Raw genomic sequence first — 24350 nt, forward strand, 5'->3', positions numbered from 1 at the left:
AGCAGTGAGGAGCAGGACCATGGCGAATCCGACGACCCGGGGGCGCGGCGCCGCGTCGGGGCAGCGCACGATGGCCGCGGCCGCGCGAGCGGCGGCCAAGAAAACCGAGCGCGTCAGGTCCGGTGCGCCGGGCTCCTCGGGCGGTCCGGGCGGTTCGGGCCTCGCGGCGGCGTCCCGTGCCGTGCCTCTCACGGAGGTCCCGGCCGAGGCCCCGGACGACGTCTCGCAGGCACGCAGGCCCGATGAGCAGCACGTCGGGCGGGTGCTGGTGGCCGCGGAGGTCACGCGGGGCCGCCGTATCACGCGCGGCCGGGTGTGCGCCGCGCTGGCGGTGCTGCTGGTGGCGGCCCTGGTCGCGGCCGGCGTGCTGGGCCGGGAATACGTCCACGGCCGGGACACCGACGCCGCGCGGACCGAGGCGCTGGCGGCGGCCCGCAAGGCGGCGCCGGTGGTGCTGTCGTACGACCACCGCCGGCTTGACAAGGATTTCGCGACCGCACGCACCTGGCTGACCGGCTCGTTCCGCGACGAGTACGGCAGGACCACGAAGACGGTGGTCGCGCCGACGGCGACGAAGTACCGCGGCACGGTCAAGGCCTCCGTGGTCCGCCCGCCGGACGGCGGCGCCCCGGCCGCGTCGGTGGTGTCGGCGTCGCCGGACAAGGTGGTCGTCCTGCTGTTCGTCAACCAGGTCACCACCAGCACCCAGGTGACAGGCTCGCGGGTCGACCTCAATCGGGTGCGGATGACGATGACGCGTACGGACGCCGGCTGGAAGGTGAGCGCCGTCGACGCCCTCTAGAGCCAACGCCGTTCAGTTAGGCGTGGAGGTCGCTCGTCAAGGCTTGGTGAACGAGGCAGCGGAGCTGCTGTAGAAGAGGTTGTCCTCCAAGACATCCTCACTACAGGAGCTCCGCTGTTGGAACAGACTGCCATAACCAGGACGGCCGGGGTGTTCGCGCCGGGGCATATCGGTGAGCTGACCCGGATCGTTCCGTTCGAGATGGTCGACGAGGTGTTGGCCGAGACCGGTGCGGTGCAGCGCAGGATCCGGCTGGTGCCGGCGCGGGTCACGGTGTACCTGCTGCTGGCCGGAGCGCTCTTCAACGGGCTGGGCTACCAGCAGGTTTTCGACCGGTTGTGTGCCGGGCTGGCGGGCCTGCCGCTGCTCCGGCCCAGCGGCAGCGCTCTTCGCCAGGCCCGCCAGCGGCTGGGGCCGGCACCAATGAAAGCGCTGTTCAATTTGGTGAGCGGGCCCGCGGCCACGACCGCTGCCGCCGGGCGGTGGCGGGGACTGAGGGTCGTCGCGGTCGACGGCACCTTACTGCCGGTCCCGGACTGCCCGGCCAACCTGGCGGTGTTCACACGGCAGCGGCTCGGCAACGGGACCTCTGGCTACCCGCAACTGCGTCTGGCCGCGCTGGTGGCCTGCGGGACCCGGTCATTGATCGGCGCCGTATTCGGTCCCGCCACGCATGGTGAGTTGGAATACGCCCGCCGCCTGGCGGACAGCCTGCGGCCCGGAATGCTGCTGCTGGGCGACCGGAACTTCTCCTCCGCTGCCCTGCTGAACCAGCTGGCCTCCACCGGCGCCGATCTGCTGGTCCGCTGCAAGACCAATCGGAAGCTGCCCCTGGTGGCCCGCTGCCGCGACGGCTCGGTACTCACCCGGATCGGGCCGCTGACTATGCGAGTCATCGACGCCGAGATCACCATCCGCACCGCCCAGGGCGCCCGCGCCGGCCACTACCGGCTGCTGACCACCCTCACTGACCCTGCCACCCACCCGGCCGGGGAACTCATCCGGCTCTACCACGAGCGCTGGGAGATCGAGACCGCCTACGCCGAGCTGAAATCCACGATCTTGGGCGGACGCGTCCTGCGGGCCCGCACCCCCGCATCGAGCAGGAGGTCTGGGCACTCCTGACCGCCTACCAGGCATTACGCACGGCAATGACCGACGCTGCCGACAGTGCCGCGGGCACCGACCCGGACCGGGCCGGCTTCACCACTGCCCTCGCCGCTGCCCGGGACCAGCTCGTCTTGGCCGCCGGCGTCATCACCGACACCGACATCGACCTCGTCGGCACCATCGGCCGCCACGTCCTGGCCCACCTCCTGCCAGCCCGGCGGGTCCGCACCAAAGACCGCATCGTCAAACGAGCGATCTCCAAATACAACGCGCGCGGACCCGCCATCGACCGCACCACCTACAAAGCCACCATTAGCATCACCATGCTCACGAGCAGCCCTTGACACCACCGAGCCCGCCTTAACTGAACGGCGTTGCCTCTAGAGCCCCAGTCTCCCCCTCCCGCGCCTCCGGGCCGGGACGGCAGCAGCCCCGCAGGCCGCGCCGTCCCAGCTCGGAGGCGCTTTTTTGCGTCCGCGTCTTGACAGCTCAGGCCACCGCTCGACAGAATTCCATTAAGCAGAAAGAAACTTCCGCAATACGGAAGGAGCGCACAGCCCTCATGGGATACGCGGACCAGCGCTTCGATGTGAACCTCTCGATCCTCTTCACGGAACTCCCGCTCCTGGAGCGTCCCGCGGCAGCCGCCGCGGCGGGCTTCACGGCGGTCGAGCTGTGGTGGCCCTGGATCGAGACCCCCACCCCGCCGCAGGCGGAGCTCGACGCCCTCAAGAAGGCGCTCGACGACGCCGGCACCCAGCTGGTGGGCCTGAACTTCTACGCCGGGCAGCTGCCGGGCCCCGACCGCGGCGCGCTCTCCGTGCCGGGTGAGGAGTCCGACCGCTTCCGGGCCAACATCGAGGTGGCCGCCGACTTCGCCGCCTCGGTGGGCTGCAAGGCGCTCAACGCGCTCTACGGCAACCGCGTCGACGGCGCCGACCCGCAGATCCAGGACGCTCTCGCCCTGGAGAACCTGGTCCTCGCAGCCCGCGCGGCCGACCGCATCGGCGCGATCCTGCTGGTCGAGACCCTGAACAAGCCGGAGTCGCCGCTCTACCCCCTGGTGAGCGCGCCCGCCGCGATCGAGGTCGTCGACAAGGTGAACGCGGCGACGGGCCTCGGCAACGCCAAGTTCCTCCTGGACATCTACCACCTGTCCATGAACGGCGAGGACGTATCCCAGGTCATCGCGGCCCACGCGGACAAGACCGGTCACGTCCAGATCGCCGACAACCCGGGCCGCGGCGCTCCGGGCACCGGCTCGCTCCCGCTGGAGCAGCTCCTCGACGAGCTGAAGAAGGCCGGATACGAGGGCTGGGTCGGCCTGGAGTACAAGGCCGGCGACCGCCCGAGCGCCGAGTCGTTCGACTGGCTGCCCGCGGCGGCCCGAGCGGCCAACTGACTCACCCCGCAAGCTTTTTGAAAGAGGTACCCTCATGAGCACTCTCGCCGATTCCTCCCGCCCCACCCGCCCGGCGGTTGCCTGGATCGGGCTCGGCATCATGGGCTCCCCCATGTCCGAGAACCTGCTGAAGGCCGGTTACCAGGTCACCGGCTTCACGCTGGAGCAGGACAAGCTGGACCGCCTCGCCGCGGCCGGCGGCACCGCGGCCTCCTCGATCGCCGAGGCGGTCCGGGACGCGGACGTCGTGATCACCATGGTTCCGGCGTCGCCCCAGGTGGAGGCCATCTGCTACGGCCCCGACGGCATCCTGGAGAACGCGAAGCAGGGCGCGCTGCTGATCGACATGTCCTCGATCACCCCGCAGACCTCCATCGACCTCGCGAAGGCAGCCGCCGACAAGGGCATCCGCGTGCTCGACGCCCCGGTCTCCGGCGGCGAGGCGGGTGCCGTCGAGGCGGTGCTGTCCATCATGGTCGGCGGCGAGCAGGCGGACTTCGAGACCGCCAAGCCGATCCTGGAGGCCCTCGGCAAGACCATCGTGCTGTGCGGTCCGCACGGCTCGGGCCAGACGGTGAAGGCCGCCAACCAGCTGATCGTCGCGGTCAACATCCAGGCGTGCGCCGAGGCCGTGGTCTTCCTGGAGAAGTCCGGCGTGGACCTGAAGGCCGCCCTCGACGTCCTGGGCGGCGGTCTGGCCGGTTCCACCGTACTGACGCGCAAGAAGGACAACTTCCTGAACAGGGACTTCAAGCCCGGCTTCCGGATCGACCTCCACCACAAGGACATGGGCATCGTCACCGACGCCGCCCGCAACGTGGGCGCCGCCCTGCCGGTCGGCGCGGTCGTGGCCCAGCTGGTCGCCTCCCTGCGCGCCCAGGGCGACGGCGGCCTGGACCACTCGGCCCTGCTGCGCGCCGTCGAGCGCCTCTCGGGCGCGCAGGTCTGACGACCTGCCACGGCTGCGCCAAAGCGCAGGCAGGAGCGGTCCACCCCGGGATCAGCCCCCACCGGGCAGCAACCACCGAGGCCCCTGCCCAGGCAGGCACGGCCCCGTAGACCCCCGCCCCACCCCGGGATCAGCCCCCACCGGGCAGCAACCACCGAAGCCCCTGCCCAGGCAGGCACGGCCCCGTAGACCCCCGCCCCACCCCGGGATCAGCCCCCACCGGGCAGCAACCACCGAAGCCCCTGCCCAGGCAGGCCACGGCCCCATGAGCTCCGGTCGGTGTCGGCGCTGACACCTGTCCTGTCGCGCCCAGGCGCCGGCACCGGCCGGAACACCCTCCTTCAATTTCAACAAACTGTTGACGTGAGGTCGGGGGCGTCCTTACGCTCCTCGCACCGCCAGCAGCTCCCGTACGTATCGGAAGGTCACGATGTCGAAGCGCGTGCTTACGACCGAGTCCGGCGCCCCGGTCGCCGACAACCAGAACTCCGCCACCGCCGGCGTCGGTGGCCCGCTGCTCCTGCAGGACCAGCACCTGCTGGAGAAGCTCGCCCGCTTCAACCGTGAGCGCATCCCGGAGCGCGTGGTCCACGCCCGCGGCAGCGGCGCGTACGGCTACTTCGAGGTGACCGACGACGTCACCGGCTGGACGAAGGCCGACTTCCTCTCCGAGGTGGGCAAGCGCACCGAGACCTTCCTGCGCTTCTCGACCGTGGCCGACTCGCTCGGCGGCGCGGACGCGGTCCGCGACCCGCGCGGCTTCGCGGTGAAGTTCTACACCGAGGAGGGCAACTACGACCTCGTCGGCAACAACACCCCGGTGTTCTTCATCAAGGACCCGATCAAGTTCCCCGATTTCATCCACTCGCAGAAGCGCGACCCCTTCACGGGCCGTCAGGAGCCGGACAACGTCTGGGACTTCTGGGCGCACGCCCCCGAGGCGACGCACCAGGTGACCTGGCTGATGGGCGACCGCGGCATCCCCGCCTCGTACCGCCACATGAACGGCTACGGCTCCCACACCTACCAGTGGACCAACGAGGCGGGCGAGGCCTTCTTCGTGAAGTACCACTTCAAGACCAACCAGGGCATCCGCTGTCTGTCGTCCGAGCAGGCGGCCGAACTGGTCGGCAAGGACGCCAACTCGCACCAGACGGACCTGCTGCAGGCCATCGAGCGCGGTGTGAACCCGTCCTGGACCCTCTACGTCCAGGTCATGCCGGCCGCCGAGGCGGCGGACTACCGCTTCAACCCGTTCGACCTCACCAAGGTGTGGCCGCACAGCGACTACCCGCTGCAGCGCGTGGGCCGCCTGGTCCTCGACCGCAACCCGGACAACGTCTTCGCCGAGGTCGAGCAGGCCGCGTTCTCCCCGAACAACTTCGTGCCCGGCATCGGTCCGTCCCCGGACAAGATGCTCCAGGGCCGCCTCTTCGCCTACGCGGACGCCCACCGCTACCGCCTCGGCGTCAACCACACGCAGCTGCCCGTGAACGCGCCCAAGGCGGCGGTCGCGGACAACTACGGCCGCGACGGCCTCATGGCCACCCGCAACGGCTCGCGCCACGACAAGAACTACGAGCCCAACTCGTACGCGGGCCCCGCCCAGACGGACGCGGCGCTCTCCGCCCCGCTGGCCGTCACCGGCTGGACCGGCACCCACGCGGCGCCCGCGCACGTCAAGGACGACGACTTCTTCCAGGCGGGTGAGCTCTACCGCCTGATGTCAAAGGAGGAGAAGCAGCGCCTGGTCGCGAACATCGCCGGCGGCCTGTCGCAGGTCACCCGCGACGACGTGATCGAGAAGAACCTGGCCCACTTCCACGCCGCCGACGCCGACTACGGCAAGCGCGTGGAGGAGGCGGTCCGCGCCCTGCGCGAGGACTAGTCACCGACGGCGCACCGGAGCCGGCGTCCTGCCGGCGACGGTGCGCGGTCCGGATCGGTGGCCCGGATGAGGGGTGGTCACCGGTGCGGACAGCTTGAGGACCGCGGCGGACGTGCGATGCCAGTGCGGTGGTGAAGGCGCCGGTCCCCCTCTCCGACCTGACGTGAGGAGGACCGGCGGCCGATCGCCCCGCCGCGGTCCCGGGCGATTCCCAGGTCCCGCCCGGCGGCGCGAACGTCCTGTCGCGCCAGCCTCGCACCGTCGGGCGGCAACAACTTCACAGACAGAGCGCGGAGTCGGTTACGGTCCCGTACTTCGCGCTCGGCGATCAGGGCCCGGTCTGCGCACAGAGACCGGGCCCTGATCCGTCTACGCCTCGCCGCCCCTGTCCCCGCCGGCGGCTCCGTCGCCCCCGCGGTGACGCCCGCGCCAGTGTTCCCACGCGTCCTCCGCCACGGAGAAGACGCACAGGAACCCCGCCGCCACCACCGCGGTCACGGTGGCCTCCCTGATCCCCATGTCCTCGATGCAGGCGACCCACAGCCACAGCACCGCCGCCACCGGCGGCAAGGCGACGAGCAACCCCCGCCGGTCCGGCCGGAATCCCGCCACGGCGCCCTCCCCCGTCGATCCGCGTCGCCGCGGTGACCGCGGGCGGCGTGTGCCGCCCGGGGAAGAGACAGAGCGGGAGCCGTGGCGGTTCCCCGCACGCCCGGGATCTGCCCCGCCCGCGTTCCCGCACCTCCGCCGCCAGGGCCCCGACGGCCTCGACGACAGCGACGACAGCGACGACAGCAAAGCGCGAGGTGCGAGAGCCGGCGGCCCCCTCAAGGGCCCCTGCCGGCCGCGCCGGGCGCCCTGGAACGACGAAGGCCCGGTCCGCGGCTGCGGACCGGGCCTCCTCGCCCCGGAGGGCGGCGGATCAGACCTTCAGGGGCTTGATCGCGGTCGGGGCGTGGCCGGGCTCGGTGGCCAGCTCCTCGAACTCCGTCACGTCGCTCATGTCGACCGTCTTGCTCATCGAGATGTTGGTGACACGCTCCAGGATGGCCTCGACGACCACCGGGACGCTGTATTCGGCGGCGAGCTTCTTGGCCTCCTCGAAGGCGGCGCCCAGCTCGTTCGGGTCGGTGACGCGAATCGCCTTGCACCCGAGGCCCTCGACTACCTTGATGTGGTCGACACCGTAGACGCCGATCTCCGGGGTGTTGATGTTCTCGAACTCCAGGTTGACCTGGAAGTTGATGTCCAGGCCGATCTGGGCCTGCCGGATCAGGCCCAGGTAGGCGTTGTTCACCAGGACGTGGACGTACGGGATCTTGTGCTGCGCGCCGACCGCCAGCTCCTCCAGCATGAACTGGAAGTCGTAGTCGCCGGAGAGCGCGACGATCGGGGTCTTAGGGTCGGCGGTGGCGGCGCCCAGCGCGGCGGGGATCGTCCAGCCGAGCGGGCCGGCCTGGCCGCAGTTGATCCAGTGGCGCGGCTTGTAGACGTGCAGCATCTGCGCGCCGGCGATCTGGGAGAGGCCGATGGTGGTGACGTAGCGGGTCTCCGGACCGAACGCCTTGTTCATCTCCTCGTAGACGCGCTGCGGCTTCATCGGGATGTTGTCGAAGTGCGTGCGGCGCAGCAGGGTGGCCTTGCGCTCCTGGGTGGAGGCGGCCCACTCGCCGAAGTCGGGCAGCTTGCCCTCGGCCTTGAGGTCCTTCGCCACCTCGATGAAGAGCTCCAGGGCGGCCTTTGCGTCGGAGGCGAAGCCGTAGTCCGGGGCGAAGATCTTGCCGATCTGGGTGGGCTCGATGTCGACGTGGACGAACTTCCGGCCCTTGGTGTAGGCGTCCAGGTTGTAACCGGTGTGGCGGTTGGCCCAGCGGTTGCCGATGCCGAGGACGAAGTCCGACTCGAGGAACGTCGCGTTGCCGTAGCGGTGCGAGGTCTGCACACCGACCATGCCGGCGCTGAGCTCGTGGTCGTCCGGGATGGTGCCCCAGCCCATCAGGGTGGAGATGACCGGGACGCCGGTCAGCTCGGCGAACTCGACCAGCAGGCCGGAGGCGTCGGCGTTGATGACGCCGCCGCCGGCGACGATCAGCGGACGCTCGGACTCCAGCAGGAACCGGATGGCCTTCTCGGCCTGGGCCCGGGTGGCCTGCGGCTTGTAGACCGGCAGCGGCTCGTAGGTCTCGGGGTCGAAGTCGATCTCCGTCTGCTGGACGTCGATCGGCAGGTCGATGAGGACCGGGCCGGGGCGGCCGGAGCGCATCAGGTGGAAGGCCTCCTGGAACACGCCCGGGACCTGGGCGGCCTCCAGGACGGTGGTGGCCTTCTTGGTGACGGGCTTCGCGATCGCGGCGATGTCGACGGCCTGGAAGTCCTCTTTGTGGAGCTTCGAGACCGGGGCCTGGCCAGTGATGCACAGGATCGGGATCGAGTCCGCGATCGCCGAGTACAGGCCGGTGATCATGTCGGTGCCGGCGGGGCCGGAGGTACCGATGCAGACACCGATGTTGCCCGCCGTGGCACGGGTGTAGCCCTCGGCCATGTGGGAGGCGCCCTCGACGTGACGCGCGAGCGTGTGGTCGATGCCACCGCCCTCCTTGAGCGCCCGGTAGAAGGGGTTGATCGCGGCGCCCGGCACTCCGAACGCGTGGGTGACGCCTTCACGCTTGAGGATCTCAACTGCCGCTCGGGCGGCGGTCATACGAGGCATGGGGTGCTCCTGCTCCGGCCTTGGGGATCGGCTCTGTCGCGCCACCTGAGAGCGTCGTCCCGCGTCGGCGTCCAGTTTAGATTCCGCAATGCGGAAGTTTAGTTCTGCTATACGGAAGCAATGTAAAACGAGCCCGGTCCGGCGTCAAGGGAGGCGGGGGCGAGGGAGCGGCGCCGGAGCGCAGGGGGCGCAGTCCGGGAAGTGGCTCGCCAACTCCCGGCCGTTGGTGGACGATGGACGGCAGCCACGAGGGGGAGGCGTCGTGACGATCGAAAGCGTGCCGGTGCGCTGTCCGGCCTGCCGCCGTGACCATCTGTACGCGCCGCCCGTCTACCCGTGCGCCTGCGGCGCGCCGCTCGCTCCCCCGCTGCTGCGCGGCGCACCCCCCGAGCCGATCACCCATCGCACCTGGACGGACGACTGGGTGACCGTGCGCTGCCCCTTCTGCGAGCGGCAGGACCAGTGGCCGCAGCCGGAGCTCGGCTGCCCCTGCGGAACCGTGCTGCGCATCCTGGTGCGCCCGGTGAGCGCACCCGCCCCGGACTGCGGCCGGGCCGCCGCGACCGCGAGGCCTGACGCCCCCGGCCCCGCGCACATACCGCTGCCCCCCACCGCGACGGCGGCCCGTCCCGTGTTCCGTCCGGTGACCATCCGCACCGCACGCGACGCGGTGACGGCCGCCGCGATGTATCTGAGGTGGCTCGGCTTCAAGGACGTCGTCCAGCCGGAGGTCAGACCCGTGTCCGGCATCGACCTGCGCGGGCAGGGCGTGGTGGCCCAGGTCGATCCGTCGACCCGGCCGGCCGGCCTCCGCGACATCGAGTGCCTGTGGCTGAACGGACTCAGCGCGTCCGCGCAGAGCGTCTTCTTCTCCCTCGCGGGCTACGCGGACGACGCGCGGGCTCGTGCGGACAGGCTGGGCATCCCGCTGTTCGTCATGGATCTCACGGGCTGTCCCCAGCCGGTCAACGCACCCGCGGACGAGCTGCTCACGATCGGCACGTAGCCTGCGCAACCGGTCCGAATCTCAAATAAAGCTCAGAATCGGCCGTTTCGGGCTTCGGGCCCCCGTACGGACGGGCACATATCTCCTACAGCCGCGGACACGGCTCGGGGGAGGTGGGCGTGATGCCCCTCGACATGTGGTGGTTCACCGGAGCGGCGTGCGTGGTGCTCGCGGCGGCGGCCGTGCTCCTGAGGTCCGGTACGCCCGGCGCGGACGCGACCGGTGCGCCCGGCCCGCAGTCCGTCGCCCTCCTGCGCGGCGGTCGCCGGGCAGCCGTGACCGTGGCGCTCGTCGCCCTCCATCAGCGCGGTGTCGTCACGAGCGGGCGCAGGGGCACGGTACGGATCGACGGCTGGGGGACCGCGGTCCGCGATCCCCTGCAGCTCGCCGTCCACACCTCCCTGCGCCGCGCGGTGGGCATCCAGGTGCTGCTCACCGTGCCCCGGGTGCAGCGCGCCCTCGACGGCCTGCGCGACCAGTGCGCGGCCCAGGGCCTGCTGCGGCCCCGCAGGCGCTGGCACGCGGCCCGTGCGCTGCTGGTTGCGGTGCCGGTGACGGTCGTGGCCGGCCTGATGGTCACGACCGGCTCCCCGGCGGCGACGGCGGCCGCGGCGGTGCCGGTGGCGGGAGCCGTCGCGCTCTGGTTCGTGCCGCGTCAGACACCGGCGGCGCGCCACCTGCTGGCCTCGCTGCGCGAGGCCCACCCGCTGCCGGACCGGCCGCTGCGCGGCAGCGCGAGCGTGCCGCGGGTGCAGATGTCGGTGGCGCTGCACGGCGACCGGGCGCTCCTGCTGCACCTCCCCCACTTCGCGCGGGACGGCGGCCTTCTGGGGCGCGGCAGCCGCGAGAGGGGCTTCATGGCGGACGAGACGTCGCCGGGCCGGGGCGGGGCGCCGTCGTGCGGGGGCGGCCCGGGGTGACGGGCGGGTGTCCTCCCCCACCCCCACCCCCACCTTCTCCGAACCGGGGGCTCCGCCCCGGGGGGGCGCCCGGGTCAGCTGAAGCGGTCGCGGAGTTCGACCTTGCGGACCTTGCCGCTCACCGTCATCGGGAAGTCCGGCAGGATCTCCACCCGGCGCGGGATCTTGTAATGCGCCAGGCGCTCCCGGCAGAACTCCGTGATCTCCTCCAGCGTCGGCGGGTCCTCCGCGTCGCGCGGGATCACGCAGGCGAGGATCTCCTCTCCGTACCGCTCGTCCGGCACCCCCACCACCTGCACGTCCGCGATCTTGGGGTGCGTGTAGAGGAACTCCTCGATCTCGCGCGGGTACACGTTCTCCCCACCCCTGATGATCATGTCCTTGATGCGGCCCACGATCTGGACGCAGCCGTCCTCGCGCATCACGGCCAGGTCACCGGTGTGCATCCAGCGGCCCGCGTCGATGGCCTCCGCCGTCTTCTCCGGCTCCTCCCAGTAGCCCAGCATGACGCTGTAGCCGCGCGTGCATAGCTCGCCCGCCTCTCCGCGCGGCAGCGTCACGCCGGTGACCGGGTCGACCACCTTGACCTCGACGTGGGGCATGACGCGGCCGACCGTGCCCGTACGGCGTTCCAGGTCGTCGTCGCGACGCGTCTGCGTGGAGACGGGGGACGTCTCCGTCATGCCGTAACAGATCGACACCTCCGCCATGTTCATCTCCGCGACGACCCGCTTCATCACCTCCACCGGGCACGGGGAGCCCGCCATGATGCCGGTGCGCAGCGAACCGAGGTCGTAGGCGGCGAAGTCGGGGAGGTTGAGCTCCGCGATGAACATGGTCGGCACCCCGTACAGCGACGTGCACCGCTCGTCGGCGACGGCCCGCAGGGTCGCGGCCGGGTCGAAGGAAGGCGCGGGGATCACCATGCACGCGCCGTGCGAGGTGGCCGCGAGGTTGCCCATGACCATGCCGAAGCAGTGGTAGAAGGGCACGGGGATGCAGACGCGGTCCTGCTCGGAGTAGGCGATCATCTCGCCCACGAAGTACCCGTTGTTGAGGATGTTGTGGTGGGAGAGCGTCGCTCCCTTGGGGAACCCGGTCGTCCCCGACGTGTACTGGATGTTGACGGGGTCGTCGCAGGACAGCTCCGCCTCACGCGCGGCGAGCCGGTCCCCCGTGACGGACGCGGCCGCCGCCACCAGCGCGTCCCAGGAGGCGTCGCCGATGTAGTGCACGGACCGCAGCCGCGGACACGAGGCGCGGACGGCGTCGGCCATCGCCCGGTAGTCGCTCGTCTTGTGCGTCTGCGAGGCGACGAGGACCGAGATCCCGGCCTGGTTCAGGACGTACTCGAGCTCGTGGGCGCGGTAGGCCGGGTTGATGTTGACCATGATGGCGCCGATGCGGGCGGTGGCGTACTGGATCAGCACCCACTCCGCGCAGTTGACGGCCCAGATGCCGACCCGGTCCCCCTTGGCGACGCCGGAGCCGAGCAGTCCGCGCGCCAGCAGGCGCACGGCCGCGCCGAACTCGGCGTACGTCCAGCGGCGGCCCGACGCCACGTCGACGAGCGCCTCCCGGTCGGGCCAGGCCGCGACCGCGCGGTCGAGGTTCGCGCCGATCGTGTCGCCGAGCAGCGCGGTGCCGCTCGTGCCGTGCGCGTAGGACAGGTTCATCGCAGGTCCCCTTCCACGTACTCGGCGGACGAGCCCTCCGCGGTGAGACGGCGCAGCTCGACGCGGCGGATCTTCCCCGACACCGTCTTGGGCAGCTCGGCGAACTCCAGCCGGCGGATCCGCTTGTACGGGGCGAGGACCGCGCGCGAGTGCTCGAAGAGCACCTTGGCGGTGTCGGGCCCCGCCTCCCAGCCCTCGGCGAGGACGACGTACGCCTTCGGCACGGCGAGGCGCACCGGGTCGGGGGCGGGCACGACCGCGGCCTCGGCCACCGCCTCGTGTTCCAGCAGCGCGCTCTCCAGCTCGAAGGGGCTGATCTTGTAGTCGCTCGCCTTGAACACGTCGTCGGACCGGCCCACGTACGTCAGGTACCCGTCGTCGTCCCGGGCGGCGATGTCCCCGGTGCGGTAGTAGCCCCCGGCCATGGCCTCGGCCGTACGCTCCGGGTCGCCGTGGTACCCGGTCATCAGGCCGACCGGGGCGGTGGACAGGTCGAGCGCGATCTCGCCCTCCTTCGCGCCCGGCTCGCCGGTGACGGGGTCGAGGAGCTCGACCGTGTAGCCGGGGCTCGGGCGGCCCATGGAGCCCGCCTTGAGCAGCTGGCCGGGGCTGTTGGAGACCTGCACGGCGGTCTCCGTCTGGCCGAACCCGTCGCGGATGGTCACGCCCCACTCGCGCCGCACGGTCTCGATGACCTCGGGGTTGAGCGGCTCACCGGCGGCGACCACCTCGCGCGGGCGCCGGGCGAGACCGCCGAGGTCGGCCTGGATCAGCATGCGCCACACGGTCGGCGGCGCGCAGAAGCTGGTGACGCCCGCGCGGTCCATCTCGGCCATGAGCCGGGCCGCGTCGAAGCGGGTGTAGTTGTGGATGAAGACGGTCGCCTCCGCGTTCCACGGGGCGAAGAGGTTGGACCAGGCGTGCTTGGCCCAGCCGGGCGAGGAGATGTTCAGGTGCACGTCGCCGGGCCGGAGGCCGATCCAGTACATCGTCGCCAAGTGGCCTACGGGGTACGACACATGGGTGTGCTCGACGAGCTTGGGCCGGGCGGTGGTGCCGGAGGTGAAGTACAGCATGAGCGGGTCGTCGGCGCGGGTGGGCCCGTCGGGCACGAAGGGCGCGCCCGCCCCGTACGCGTCCTCGTAGGCGATCCAGTGGGGGACGCGGTCGCCGACGGCGATCCGGGTGTAGTCGCCCGGCACCTCCGCGAACTTGGCGGCGTCCTCCGAGCGCACGATCACATGGCGCGCCCGGCCGCGCTCCACCCGGTCCCGCAGATCGGCCGGCCCGAGGAGCGGCGTCGCGGGGATGACGACGGCCCGCAGCTTCATCGCGGCGAGCGCGGTCTCCCACAGCTCGACCTGGTTGCCGAGCATGACGACGACCCGGTCGCCGGGCCGCACCCCCAGCCCGCGCAGCCAGTCGGCGACCCGGTCGGAACGGTCCGCCATCTCGGCGAAGGTCCGCCTGACCTCGCCGCCGTCCTCCTCGACGATGTGCAGCGCGGTGCGGTCGTTGTCCCGGGCGATGGCGTCGAACCAGTCGAGGGCCCAGTTGAAGTGCTCGAAGCGGGGCCAGGCGAAGCCCTCGTAGGCGCCCGCGTAGTCCTCCCGGTGCTCCAGCAGGAAATCCCGGGCAGTCCGGAACCTCTCGGTCGCGCCGCCAGACGTCATGTTTCCTCCTCGTTGCGGGACGGGCCTCGCACATCGTGTAATCGGTGACCTGGGTCTCACTACCCCCATACGGGGGTGTCGTCCCGGAGCTGGGCACCGGCGGGAGGAGCTGCGCGTGGGCGGACCGGACGAAGCGGTCGAGATGCGGGCAGCACTCGTACGCCTGCGGCGGGCGACCGGGCTGCCCGTCGCCTTCGGCGGACTCGTGCACGACGCGCGCCCGCTGCGCATCGCCGAACTGACCGGAGCGGCGACGAACGCGCTGCGCGGACTCGCCATCCGCACCGGCAACGGGCTCGGCGGGAAGTCGATGGCCCTGTCCCGGCCGTGCACCGTGACCGACTACCCGACCGCCCGGCACATCAGCCACGAGTACGACGCGGCGGTCGCGGCGGAGGGACTGCGGTCGGTCGTCGCGGTGCCGGTCGTCGTACGCCGCCGGGTGCGCGGCGTGCTGTACGGCGCGCTGCGCCGGCCCGTGGCGCTCGGTGACCGGGTCCTCGACGAGGCCGTGGCCGCGGCGCGCGACGTGGAGCAGGCGCTCCTCCTGCGGGACGAGGCGGGGCAACTGCTGGCCTGGGTACGCGGACCGGGAACGGGCGCCGGCCCGGGGGCGGACGGGGACCGGCGGTCCTGGGAGACGGTCCGCGAGGTGCACGGTGACCTGCGGGCGATGGCCCCGAAAATCGCGGACCCGGCGCTGCGCGCGGAGCTGCTGGCGGTGTGCGGCCGGCTGGCCTCCGCCGACGCCGCCGCGCCTGCGGCGGGGGTGCCGCTCGCCCCGCGCGAGGTCGACGTGCTCAGCTGCGTGGCGTCGGGTGCGACGAACGCGGCGGCGGCGGAACGGCTGGGTCTGAAGCCGGAGACGGTGAAGGCGTATCTGCGCTCGGCGATGCGGAAGCTGGGCGCCCACAGCCGGGGCGAGGCGGTCGCTGCGGCACGCCGGGGCGGCGTACTGCCGTAAGCGGTGGGGTGAAGGCGGGGCGCATCCCGCGACGGTCAGCCCGTCTCCGCCACGGCCCCGAAACGGACGTCGTGCGTCCGTGCGGAGGTCATGGTGGTGAGCAGACCGGCGGCCTCCTCGGTCAGTTCGGCGCGCTGCTCCCGAGTCAGCGGGGCGAACGGCTGGACCGTCAGCGTCGCGATGTCCTTCGTCTCCTCCAGCCGCCAGATGCCCGCCAGGAAGCCGTCGACGAGGAAGGTGCGGTAGGCCTGGTTCCCCTTCCAGGTGCGCGTCCGGTGCTCCGCGGGCACGACCCGGCTCCGGTCCGCATGCGAGAGCAGCAGGTTGTCGAACTCCGGCAGGAAGCGCGGCGGCGCCGGAGTGTCCTGGTCCGGCCGGGGCGCCTCCGGCACGTCGAACAGTTCGGTGCCCTGGCCGTCCTGGAAGACGAGGAGATCCGGCCGCAGCCGCTCGAACGCCTCGCGCGTCCGGGTCAGCCCCGACCACGTCTGGAAGTCCTTGACGGAGGCGGGCCCGAAGGCCGCGAGGTAGCGCAGGACGGTGTCGTCCGGTGCCGGCACCGGCTCCGTCTCCCTGCCGAACCAGTGCTCCGCCGTGGTCAGCGCGACCTGCCCGCTGCTCCCCCACAGGCCGCGCGGGGTGACCTGCACGAGAGGCAGAGTGCAGCGGGCTGCGACCGAGAGGGCGAACGGGTCGGCGTCCGGCCAGTGCACGAGCAGTGCCTCCCGCAACTCCTTCATCGTCCGCGGCTCCTCCTCCACGAGGTCGCGCGCGACGGCCGCGAGCCGTCCCAGGTCCACGCCCGCGAGCCCCTTCCTGAACTGGCCCAGTTCGCGGTCGCGCGCGGCCTGCACCAGGGGTCGCAGCGCCATGCAGTCGTCGGCGGTGTGCGTGTGGATGGTGGAGCGCATGGTCACCATGCGGGCGACCCGGCGGTCGGCCATCGCCGCGGACAGCTCACCCGGGTCGAAGCCCTCGAGGCGGGCGGCGAGCGCGTAGTACGGCGGCTTCACGTTCTGCGCCTGGAGCCCGACGAGGTGCCGCACGGCTCCCTCGGCGGTCGTCGCCGATCGGGGTGCGCGACGCAGCAGCATCTGCCGCTCCAGAGTGGCGCGGTTGAGCGCGCGGGTGCCGAGCCTGGGATACGTGGTCTTCACCGTCTTGGTCGCCATGGCGCGTACGCTACCCAGCCTTGCGGACAGCCTCTGTCCTCGACGGGTCCGGGGCCGGTCACGTGTGCGGATATCCTGCTGAACTGCACTCCCTGGCCGCCGAGTTCGACCTGCACGAACTGGCGGTCGAGGACGCGCTGGAGGCCCATCAGCGGCCCAAACTGGAACGCTACGGCGACACGCTGTTCGTCGTCCTGCGGGCCGCCCGCTATCTCGACGCCCAGGAGGAGGTCGACTTCGGCGAACTTCACGTCTTCGTCGGCAAGGACTTCCTGATCACGGTCCGCCACGGCGCGGCCCCCGACCTGTCCGCGGTGCGCCACCGCATGGAGCAGACGCCCGAACTGCTCGCGCTGGGCCCGGAGGCGGTGCTCTACGCGATCCTGGACGCGGTGGTCGACGGCTACGCCCCGGTCGTGGCCGGAGTGCAGAACGACATCGACGAGATCGAGACGGAGGTATTCGGCGGCGACCCGGCGGTCTCGCGCCGTATCTACGAACTGTCCCGCGAGATGGTCGAGTTCCAGCGCGCCACCCGGCCCCTCGTCTCGATGCTGCACGGGTTGATGGCGGGCTTCGCGAAGTACGGCACGCACGAGGAACTGCAGCGCTATCTGCGCGACGTGGCCGACCACGTGACCCACACCAGCGAACGCGTGGACGGCTTCCGCCAGGCACTCGCGGACATCCTCACGGTGAACGCGACGCTGGTGACCCAGCAGCAGAACGCGGAGATGCGGGCGCTGGCGGAGGCGGGCTTCGAGCAGAACGAGGAGATCAAGAAGATCTCGTCGTGGGCTGCGATCCTGTTCGCCCCCACGCTGGTCGGGACCATCTACGGCATGAACTTCGACGCGATGCCGGAGCTGAACTGGACGTTCGGCTATCCGTTCGCGATCGGCCTGATGGCACTGGTGTGCACGAGTCTGTACTTCATCTTCAAGCGGCGGGACTGGCTGTAGGCAACGTGGCCGAAACGTCGCGTCGGTAGGTGAAGTGACGCTTATGAAGCAACTTCTTCGAGGCCGCGACGTGGAGGGGCAGCCGGTGGGCACGAGGGCGGTTCACCGACGGCGCGTGGGCTCAATGGTCGTGGCCGTCTTCGTGCCCGGGCCCCTCGCTGGGGTGAGCGTCCTTCGCGGGCGTGGTGGGCTCGGAGGTCGGATCGGCGGTGCCGTTGCCGTCGTCGCCCTCATGTCCTTCGTCGCTGCCCTTCTCGGTCTCGGCGTCGCTGTGGCTGTGTCCCCCTCCGGCTCCCTCGGCCATGGTGGGGGCAATGTGGCGCAGGCCCGCGAAGGTGAGCGCTGTGACGACAAGGACGGCCAGACCCATGAGACCGAAGATGCGCCGCCACGGTCTCTTGTCCTCCTTCAGGAAGTAAGCGACGAAGGACAGGACGATGCCCAGCGGTATCAATACGGCACAGCGGTCCGGGAGGTCTGCGAAATGCTGCATGCCGCCGCTGAGCATGCCGAGGCCGAACGAGAGCATGGTCGACGTGCCGAGCACTCGCATCATGCGTGACAGGGCGGGCTTCTCGGTGGCGAGGATGATGTCATTGAGGACGGTTGCGACCAGGAAGACCAGTACGCCGGATCCGGCGATCATCGAGTAACGGGTCGGGTCCATGGGGTGGTGCACGACCGCGCCGCTGATGAGTCCGGCACCCACGTAGTAGCCGACGTAGCCCAGGTAGCGCCACGGGAGGGAGGCGCCTTCTCGCCTCCTGGCGGAGCGGCGGTGGCTGGGGACCGGCTGTGACGGGGTGGGGGGCGGGGTGGTGGCGAGACCGGATGAGGAGGACAAGAGCTGCTGGCCTTTCAAGGGTGGTTCGATGGCATGGGAACTGATCGCCTTGGGCTCTCGACGAGACATGGATGCGCCGTTCGGGGCCGAAAGCGGGATTGCCCGGGAACAGCAGAAGCCGAGCGCGACCCACGGCTCCGTACCGTCACATGGGGACGGCAGAGGGGCCCGCTTCCGACACGTGGGCGGAGGCAGCGCGGGGTGCGGCCAACGATCCGTCGAGGGTTCGAAGGCGCGAAGAGTTAAATCCGTAGAACCGCGGAGTCCGGCAAAGGGGGAGGCGCCCAAGGGGCACCGGCAGGTCGACCGTCGAGGGGTACGTACGCGTGCGGAGGCCGAATCACATGAGGCTCGCACGGGGCAGACAGCGCAGCACCCTGCTCGGGCTGGCCGGACACGCACTGGTGAGCCTCGTGGCTGGTGTCCGGGGCATCGTGATGGTCGGCGTGTCGCTGGTCGGCGTGCGCGCCGGGCCCGTCGTGGCTGTGCTCGGCCGCACTGGCATCCTGGGTGCCCAGGGTCACCGAGCTTGTCGCCGCGGGGTGCGCATGGCCTGCGGCGCTCTCCGCGCTGACACCATGTGTGTACGTCAGTGCGAAGAGTAGCGCGACCAGCACCCACATCCGCGACGGACCCGTTGCACCTGAACGGGACCGCAGCGCGCTGAGGGTCGGCCCGGCCGCGAACATGACGGGGAGCATAGCTGTACCTCAGGGTGGACGACCAACACCCCTTCGGGCGCGTGCTCGCTCCTGCCCGTCTGTCACTGCAGCAGGTGATCGCCACAAGGGCCGCGCTCTGGCACGCCACCTCCGGACGGCCTGGTGGGGGAGATCGCCCGGGCCGACCGAGCTGCTCTCACCCCTCGGGGCCTTCCACGATCACCAGAGTGCCCCGGCTCCCCGTGCGAACGGCATGTCGGGCGCCTGCCGCCACCACGTACATCTCCCCCGGCCCCACCGTCACCTCGGCACCCTCCACGCTCAGTTCCAGCCTGCCTTCGAGTACGAGCAACACCTCGGTGGTGCTGTGTGTCTCCTCCTCGACTGGCAGTTCGTCCATGCGCAGCACCTTGACGCAGGCCGTCCCCACCTCGCCCAGTGGGCGAGAGCTCCAGGCATCCGACAGCGCGGCCGCGGTCTGGCACAGGTTGACCACACTCATGACATGCCTCCCAGCGGGCCCCTCCCGTCATTCCGGGAGAGTCCGCACATCACGTTCAATGGATGCTGGGAAGCTATCCGAACTGGAGCATCAGGTGATCGACCGTTCGGTAAAGCCTGTCACCGTGCTCAGCCGACCACCGGGTGAAGGTTCCGAGACGGGCAGTGAGTGCGTTTCGAGCCGCTGCTGCACGTCCTGGGGCCGACCGGGCCGAGACGTCGACGTGAGCGACGAGCTCAGGGGCCGACGTACTCGAAGACCCCGCCATAGGGGTGCCGCAGCACCGCGCGGTGGCCGTTCGGGGTGGGCTGGATGGGCATCACTATCTCGGCGCCCTCCGCTGTCACCTCGTCAACGGCGGCTTCCAGGTCGGCGACGGTGAGAGTCGCCGCCACACCCGCGACCCGCTGCACCGCTTCGTCCGTACCGCTGAAGAGAAGGATGGGGCCGATGCTTGCCAGGGTGACCCCGGCAAAGGCGAAGCGTGCGGCCGTGCTTCCGGTCAACTTCTCGTAGAAGGGCACAGCTGCGTCCAGGTCGTCGACGCGCTGCCGCACGACCACTGATTCGATAGCCATGGTCGACATCTTCACACCCTCACATCCGCACGGTGAACACCGCCCCCGCGTACGGCAGTTGGGACGAGCATCGAAATCCCGGAGGGGTCGGCACCGCCAGTTGGACGACGAGCGTGAGCGCCCGCGGATCACGTGTTGCCGGGAGAGGCACCCAGAACCCGGAGCGTGGCGCTGCGCAGGGCGGCCGCGGCTTCGTCGGCGGGCATCCGGCCTGCTGCAACCTCGCGGCCGGCGGCGTGGCCCAGCGCTGTCACGGCGGCCACCAGCCAGGCCGCTGACGGCGCGGGGTCGAACTCCCCGGCTTCCTGCCCTCGCTCGATGAGGCGGGTGAGCCGGGCGCCGACCGGCTCATGGCGCGCCTCGTCGTCCTCGCGGGACATGGGCAGCGCACCAGCCTGGGCCAGGACCGGATGACGCCGGAAGAGCTGCCAGCCGATGTCTTGGAGCCGCAGCAGCGCCTCCGCCGCCGGACACTCGTCGAGTTCGGCCGCGTCCATGGCAGCGACCGCCTCGGACCATCTCCACGGAAGTCCACTTCATCGGAGAGTTCACCCCGGACGGCCGGATGCTCCGGGCCCATCAGCTCACCCGCGTACTCCCGGAGCCGAAGCAGGAACAGCTGCCCCGAGGAGCCGTCCCTCGACCTGCGGGCCGAGAGGCGCGACACGTTGTTCAGTTCGGGAGTTTCGCCGCATAGATCCAGTCGGGGCCGTCGCATCCGATGGCGTCGAGGTGCGCCGCCCGGGTCAGGCCGGCCCGGATCGCCACGCGCTGGGAAGCGATGTTGGCCGGCCGCACCCGTGCGATCAGCGGAAGTTCGGGACCGCGGCGGGACACCCAGGCGGTGACCTCGCCGGCGGCTTCGCCCGCGAAACCCTGACCCCATGCCGAGGTGGCGAAGCGGTAGAAGAGGTTGAGGACCTGCCTCCCGTGCAGATCCATGGGCTTGATCCCGCAGAAGCCCAGCTGCTGATCGGAGCCGTGGCGTCGGACGACCCAGTACCCGTAGCCGCACCGCTGCCACTGATCGTTCCAGCGCTGATAGAGCTCCTCGGCCTCCTCGAACCGGGCGAGAGCATCCGAGGGATTGTGCAGGCAAGCCCCAGGGTCATTATGGATCTCGAAGATCGCATCGATGTCGGCTTCGGTCGGGCGCCGCAGCGACAGCCGAGCGGTCCGCAACTCCTCGGCTGCCGAGCTCTGGTCACTCATATGAAGATCGTAGATCCCGACTTGGGTTCAACGGCGACTGGCTTCCTTCACTCCCAACGACAGTGCTGCCCAGTGACTTTGGGAGTCAGGTGCTGATCACCGGGCTCACAGAGATCCGGGGCATGACGTCACTCCGGCGTCCGCCGCGTCGGGGAACCGCGCCGACCTCCCTGGAAGATCCGGTTCAGGTGGTGATCCAGGACTGAGACGGCGGATGGTGAGCTGCGCTGGCCGACAAGGATGCTGGTGCCGAGTCCGGCAGACATGGCGAGGAGGCCGACTGCCTCCAACCGGACGTCCACACCGGGCTGAATGAGATCCGCTCCCTGTGCCTGCCGGAGGAGTTCGGTCAGGGCGTCCTCGGCTGCGTCGGGGTTCTGAATGAACGGCTGGGCGGCGAGTGCCTTCTCGGTCACGGCGAGAATGGCGTACGAGGTGTAGACGAGGTGGAAGGCGCGGCTCTCCTCATCGGTCGGCAACGACGCCATCAGCAGCGCCTCGATCTTCGCGCGCGGTCCCGGCCTCTCCCCGGCGGCCCGGCACCGGGCGGCGACCCGTTCCCCGAATCGCTCCGCCAGATGCTGCAGCCCGTAGAGCAGCAGCTTTTCCTTGGTCTCGAAGTAGTACTGCACCAGCCGCAGCGACACCCCCGCTTCCGCTGCGACGTCGCGCATCCCCACGGCATGCAGGCCGCGTCGCCCGGCGACCCGGACGAGGGCCTCGGCGATCTCGGTACGCCGTTCTGTGTGGTCCACCCGCCTGGGCATCGGCTGCCTCCCCGCTCATCGGTCGCCCTGGCTTGGGGCTCTCCTCGGTCACGATGATACAGCCGTACCACCAACGTGGTACGTTCGTATCACGAAGAATCGCTATCCCGGAGGTGGCCGTGTCCACGACCCGTACCCAGCCCGATGTCGGCCGCTACACGAGCGAGGCCTTGCGCGACCGCTACTTCGCGGCCTGCGACGCGGTCTATGCACGAGGGGCGCCCGCGCTCGCGGAAACGGATGTGGAGACCTCCTTCGGCACCACGCACGTCTACCAGTACGGCCCTGCGGACCCGGCCGCCCGGTCACGCACCCCCGTCGTCCTGGTGCACGGAGCGGGCTCCTGCTCCGCCATGTGGTACCCCAACACCGCCGCTCTCAGCGCCGATCGCCCCGTCTACGCGATCGACACCCCAGGCGATCCGGGACGCAGCGTGCAGCGCGAACCCATCCACCAACCCGAACGCGCCGCACAGTGGCTGGAGGAGACGCTCACCGGCCTCGGACTCGACCGTGTGCACCTCGTCGGTTCCTCCTACGGAGGATGGCTCACCCTCAACCAAGCGCACCGCAGGCCCGGCCGCCTCGCCTCGGTCACCCTGCTCGATCCCGGCGGGCTGGAGAAGGTGGGGCTGCGCTTCTTCGTCTGGATCTTCGTCAGCCTCTTCGCGACCTTCGCACCGAAGGCGCTGCGCCCCCGACTGGCGGCCTGGCTGGAGCAGCCGGTCCTCATCGTCCCGGAGCTGCGCACGATGATCAGACTGGGCGTCCGCGCTTACCGCATACGCCGCCCGGCTCCACTGCCCCTGTCCGACGACGAACTGTCCACCATCCGCACCCCGCTCTACCTGGTACTCGGCAAGCGCAGCCTCCTCGTGCACCCACAGCGGCAAGTGGAGCGCATCCCGCGCCTGATACCCGGCGCCCGGGCCGAAATCGTCTCGAACACCGGCCACGGACCGCAGATCGACCACGCCGAGGCGGTCAACCGCCGGATGCTGAGCTTCATGGACTCCGTCAGCTGACCGATGCCGAAGCCGAACTCGTCCAGCCGTCGCAGGACCTGCGGGCCGTGAGCAGGGGTGGCGGCACGGAGGGCTGCCGGACCTGTCTCTGACTCCGGCCCGGCAGCCCTGCGCGCCACGACGAGCGGACGGCGCGCCCGGCGGACGGATCAGAGGGCGCCCTGGGACCAGGAGCCGGTGATCGCGAACGTGATGCCGGGGGTCTGGATGTTCACGAACAGCCAGTTGCCGTTCTTGGGCTCGAAGACCGAACCGGCCCACTCGGACCCCCGGTGGTCGGCCGCCGCGACGTTCTTGCCGGCGGTCCCGCCTCGCAGGTCCACGTTGTTGGCGGCGAAGCGGAAGATCTCGCCCTCCACGGTGAGCCCGTGGACGTACTCGGTGCCGCCGCCGTCCTCGCAGAGCACCAGGCCTCCGCGGGGGCTGACGCACATGTTGTCCGGCGCGTTGAGGACGTCGGAGCCCGGGGAGGCGAAGAGCACCCGGAACTCGTCGGTCGCCGGGTCGAGTTCGAAGACCTGGCCCTGCCGGGCGGGACCACCGTCGGTCGTGATCACGTAGATGCGGTCGTTGCCGTACCAGGCGCCCTCGAGACGGCTGAACACCGCGGCGCCGTTCGCCTGTGCCTGGAGCCGCACCGTGTCCGTCGCCGGGTCGACGTCGTCCACGGGCACCCAGGAGACGGTGCCGTACGCCTTCTCCCCGTCGCCGCGGGTGTCGTACGTGGTGGTGCCGATGCGCAGGGCCTCGAGCCGGCCACCCTTGGACAGGTCGCCCGGGACCGCCGGAACGAACCGGTAGAGCGATGCGTCGCCGCGGTCCTCGGTCTCGTAGACGTAGCCGGTCGCCGGGTCGATGGCGACGGCCTCGTGGTTGAACCGGCCCATGGCCCTGTAGGGCTCAGGGTTGCCCTTGCCCTCCGAGGCCACCTCGAAGATGTAGCCGTGCCGCTTGCCGGCGGTCGTGGAGAAGGTCTCCTCGCAGGTGAGCCAGGTGTTCCACGGGGTGGGACCGCCGGCGCAGTTGCGGATGGTGCCGCCGAGGCTGCCGTAGGACTCCAGCCACTGGCCGGCGTCCGGGTCGAAGACCAGCGTGGTGGTGCCGCCGCCGGCCTCGGGGTTGTAGGCGGGGGCGGTGAAGGCGGGTCCGGCGCCGCGCTCGTGGTTGCGGACGAGGTGGACCCGGTCCCCGTACCGGAAGGCGGCCATCCCGTCGTGCGCGCTCGGGGTGGGCGCCCCGTCGTCCATGCGGTCGTTGGTCCAGCCGTAGGAGATGTACTCGAACCCGCGCGGCAGTTGCAGCAGTTCCAGGCCGGTCGCCTGGTCCTTGACCGGGCTCAGCGGGCCGTACCCGGCATCGAATTCCAGCTTGACCGGCGCGGCTGTTGCTGTCCGCGCCGTGAGGGCCTGGAAGGGAACGGACGCGGCCGCAGCCACGGCAGCCCCGCGCAGGAGGGTGCGTCGTTCAAGACCGGAACCGGTCGGTCTTCCGGCGGACTTGCCTGTCATGGGAGTCCTCTCGATGCA

General features: G+C 70.7%; 23 protein-coding genes. 11 read left to right on the forward strand and 12 right to left on the reverse strand.

Annotation, left to right across the window (positions count from 1 at the left end; all coding sequences use genetic code 11):
- Positions 1–19 precede the first annotated feature (19 nt).
- The 6 genes from QFZ82_RS09540 (at position 20) to QFZ82_RS09565 (ending at position 6151) form a co-directional block, all read left to right on the forward strand.
- Positions 20–802, forward strand: coding sequence for a hypothetical protein (locus QFZ82_RS09540; RefSeq protein WP_307712743.1), 783 nt, complete (start codon positions 20–22; stop codon positions 800–802).
- A 117-nt stretch (positions 803–919) separates the two neighbouring features.
- On the forward strand, positions 920–1927 hold the full coding sequence (locus QFZ82_RS09545) for an IS4 family transposase (RefSeq protein WP_307712744.1): 1008 nt from the start codon (positions 920–922) through the stop codon (positions 1925–1927).
- A gap of 26 nt (positions 1928–1953) precedes the next feature.
- Positions 1954–2256 (forward strand): hypothetical protein, encoded by a 303-nt coding sequence (locus QFZ82_RS09550; protein ID WP_307712745.1) that lies wholly within the window; start codon positions 1954–1956, stop codon positions 2254–2256.
- A gap of 218 nt (positions 2257–2474) precedes the next feature.
- Positions 2475–3314: a TIM barrel protein gene (locus QFZ82_RS09555; protein WP_307712746.1), complete on the forward strand. Its 840-nt coding sequence runs from the start codon at positions 2475–2477 to the stop codon at positions 3312–3314.
- Between the two features lie 34 nt (positions 3315–3348).
- Entirely contained in the window at positions 3349–4263 is a 915-nt protein-coding gene (locus tag QFZ82_RS09560) for a 2-hydroxy-3-oxopropionate reductase (RefSeq protein WP_307712747.1), read from the forward strand.
- A gap of 430 nt (positions 4264–4693) precedes the next feature.
- Entirely contained in the window at positions 4694–6151 is a 1458-nt protein-coding gene (locus tag QFZ82_RS09565; protein WP_177149046.1) for a catalase, read from the forward strand.
- A 369-nt stretch (positions 6152–6520) separates the two neighbouring features.
- Here QFZ82_RS09565 and QFZ82_RS09570 read toward each other — a convergent pair whose 3' ends face one another.
- Together QFZ82_RS09570 and gcl are read right to left on the reverse strand one after the other, a co-directional pair.
- Positions 6521–6763: a hypothetical protein gene (locus QFZ82_RS09570; RefSeq protein ID WP_307712748.1), complete on the reverse strand. Its 243-nt coding sequence runs from the start codon at positions 6761–6763 to the stop codon at positions 6521–6523.
- A 310-nt stretch (positions 6764–7073) separates the two neighbouring features.
- On the reverse strand, positions 7074–8861 hold the full coding sequence (gene gcl, locus QFZ82_RS09575; RefSeq protein ID WP_307712749.1) for a glyoxylate carboligase: 1788 nt from the start codon (positions 8859–8861) through the stop codon (positions 7074–7076).
- 268 nt (positions 8862–9129) lie between these two features.
- Between gcl and QFZ82_RS09580 the strand changes: the two genes are divergently transcribed.
- Both QFZ82_RS09580 and QFZ82_RS09585 read left to right on the forward strand, forming a co-directional pair.
- Entirely contained in the window at positions 9130–9867 is a 738-nt protein-coding gene (locus QFZ82_RS09580) for a hypothetical protein (RefSeq protein WP_307717675.1), read from the forward strand.
- A 122-nt stretch (positions 9868–9989) separates the two neighbouring features.
- Positions 9990–10787 (forward strand): TIGR04222 domain-containing membrane protein, encoded by a 798-nt coding sequence (locus QFZ82_RS09585; protein ID WP_307712750.1) that lies wholly within the window; start codon positions 9990–9992, stop codon positions 10785–10787.
- Between the two features lie 74 nt (positions 10788–10861).
- Here QFZ82_RS09585 and QFZ82_RS09590 read toward each other — a convergent pair whose 3' ends face one another.
- Entirely contained in the window at positions 10862–12463 is a 1602-nt protein-coding gene (locus QFZ82_RS09590) for an AMP-binding protein (protein ID WP_307712751.1), read from the reverse strand.
- Positions 12460–14136, reverse strand: coding sequence for an AMP-binding protein (locus tag QFZ82_RS09595; RefSeq protein WP_307712752.1), 1677 nt, complete (start codon positions 14134–14136; stop codon positions 12460–12462). Before QFZ82_RS09595 ends, QFZ82_RS09590 begins: the two co-directional genes overlap by 4 nt.
- Positions 14137–14278: 142 nt before the next feature.
- On the opposite strand from QFZ82_RS09595, the gene QFZ82_RS09600 reads away from it, so the two are divergent.
- On the forward strand, positions 14279–15100 hold the full coding sequence (locus QFZ82_RS09600; protein WP_307717676.1) for a helix-turn-helix transcriptional regulator: 822 nt from the start codon (positions 14279–14281) through the stop codon (positions 15098–15100).
- A gap of 35 nt (positions 15101–15135) precedes the next feature.
- On the opposite strand, the gene QFZ82_RS09605 is transcribed toward QFZ82_RS09600, so the two are convergent.
- Positions 15136–16272 (reverse strand): winged helix DNA-binding domain-containing protein, encoded by a 1137-nt coding sequence (locus tag QFZ82_RS09605; protein ID WP_307712753.1) that lies wholly within the window; start codon positions 16270–16272, stop codon positions 15136–15138.
- 20 nt (positions 16273–16292) lie between these two features.
- On the opposite strand from QFZ82_RS09605, the gene QFZ82_RS09610 reads away from it, so the two are divergent.
- Positions 16293–17234, forward strand: a complete 942-nt coding sequence (locus tag QFZ82_RS09610; RefSeq protein ID WP_307712754.1) for a magnesium and cobalt transport protein CorA — start codon at positions 16293–16295, stop codon at positions 17232–17234.
- Between the two features lie 121 nt (positions 17235–17355).
- Here QFZ82_RS09610 and QFZ82_RS09615 read toward each other — a convergent pair whose 3' ends face one another.
- From QFZ82_RS09615 to QFZ82_RS09640, 6 genes are all read right to left on the reverse strand, one after another.
- The gene (locus QFZ82_RS09615; RefSeq protein ID WP_307712755.1) at positions 17356–18078 is read right to left on the reverse strand and encodes a hypothetical protein; all 723 of its coding nucleotides are present in this window, start codon (positions 18076–18078) and stop codon (positions 17356–17358) included.
- 858 nt (positions 18079–18936) lie between these two features.
- Complete coding sequence (locus QFZ82_RS09620; protein WP_307712756.1) at positions 18937–19242, reverse strand: cupin domain-containing protein; 306 nt, start codon at positions 19240–19242, stop codon at positions 18937–18939.
- 236 nt (positions 19243–19478) lie between these two features.
- Entirely contained in the window at positions 19479–19820 is a 342-nt protein-coding gene (locus tag QFZ82_RS09625; protein WP_307712757.1) for a VOC family protein, read from the reverse strand.
- 128 nt (positions 19821–19948) lie between these two features.
- On the reverse strand, positions 19949–20317 hold the full coding sequence (locus tag QFZ82_RS09630; protein ID WP_307712758.1) for a hypothetical protein: 369 nt from the start codon (positions 20315–20317) through the stop codon (positions 19949–19951).
- A 175-nt stretch (positions 20318–20492) separates the two neighbouring features.
- Positions 20493–21032: a GNAT family N-acetyltransferase gene (locus tag QFZ82_RS09635; RefSeq protein ID WP_307712759.1), complete on the reverse strand. Its 540-nt coding sequence runs from the start codon at positions 21030–21032 to the stop codon at positions 20493–20495.
- 128 nt (positions 21033–21160) lie between these two features.
- The gene (locus tag QFZ82_RS09640) at positions 21161–21799 is read right to left on the reverse strand and encodes a TetR/AcrR family transcriptional regulator (RefSeq protein WP_307712760.1); all 639 of its coding nucleotides are present in this window, start codon (positions 21797–21799) and stop codon (positions 21161–21163) included.
- A 113-nt stretch (positions 21800–21912) separates the two neighbouring features.
- Here QFZ82_RS09640 and QFZ82_RS09645 point away from each other — a divergent pair, with 113 nt between their 5' ends.
- On the forward strand, positions 21913–22824 hold the full coding sequence (locus tag QFZ82_RS09645; protein ID WP_373429261.1) for an alpha/beta fold hydrolase: 912 nt from the start codon (positions 21913–21915) through the stop codon (positions 22822–22824).
- A 149-nt stretch (positions 22825–22973) separates the two neighbouring features.
- Here QFZ82_RS09645 and QFZ82_RS09650 read toward each other — a convergent pair whose 3' ends face one another.
- A complete protein-coding gene (locus QFZ82_RS09650) occupies positions 22974–24332 on the reverse strand; it encodes an alkaline phosphatase PhoX (protein WP_307712762.1) in 1359 nt (452 codons plus the stop codon).
- Positions 24333–24350: the final 18 nt, after the last annotated feature.

The sequence above is a fragment of the Streptomyces sp. V4I23 genome (assembly GCF_030817975.1).
GTDB lineage: Bacteria > Actinomycetota > Actinomycetes > Streptomycetales > Streptomycetaceae > Streptomyces.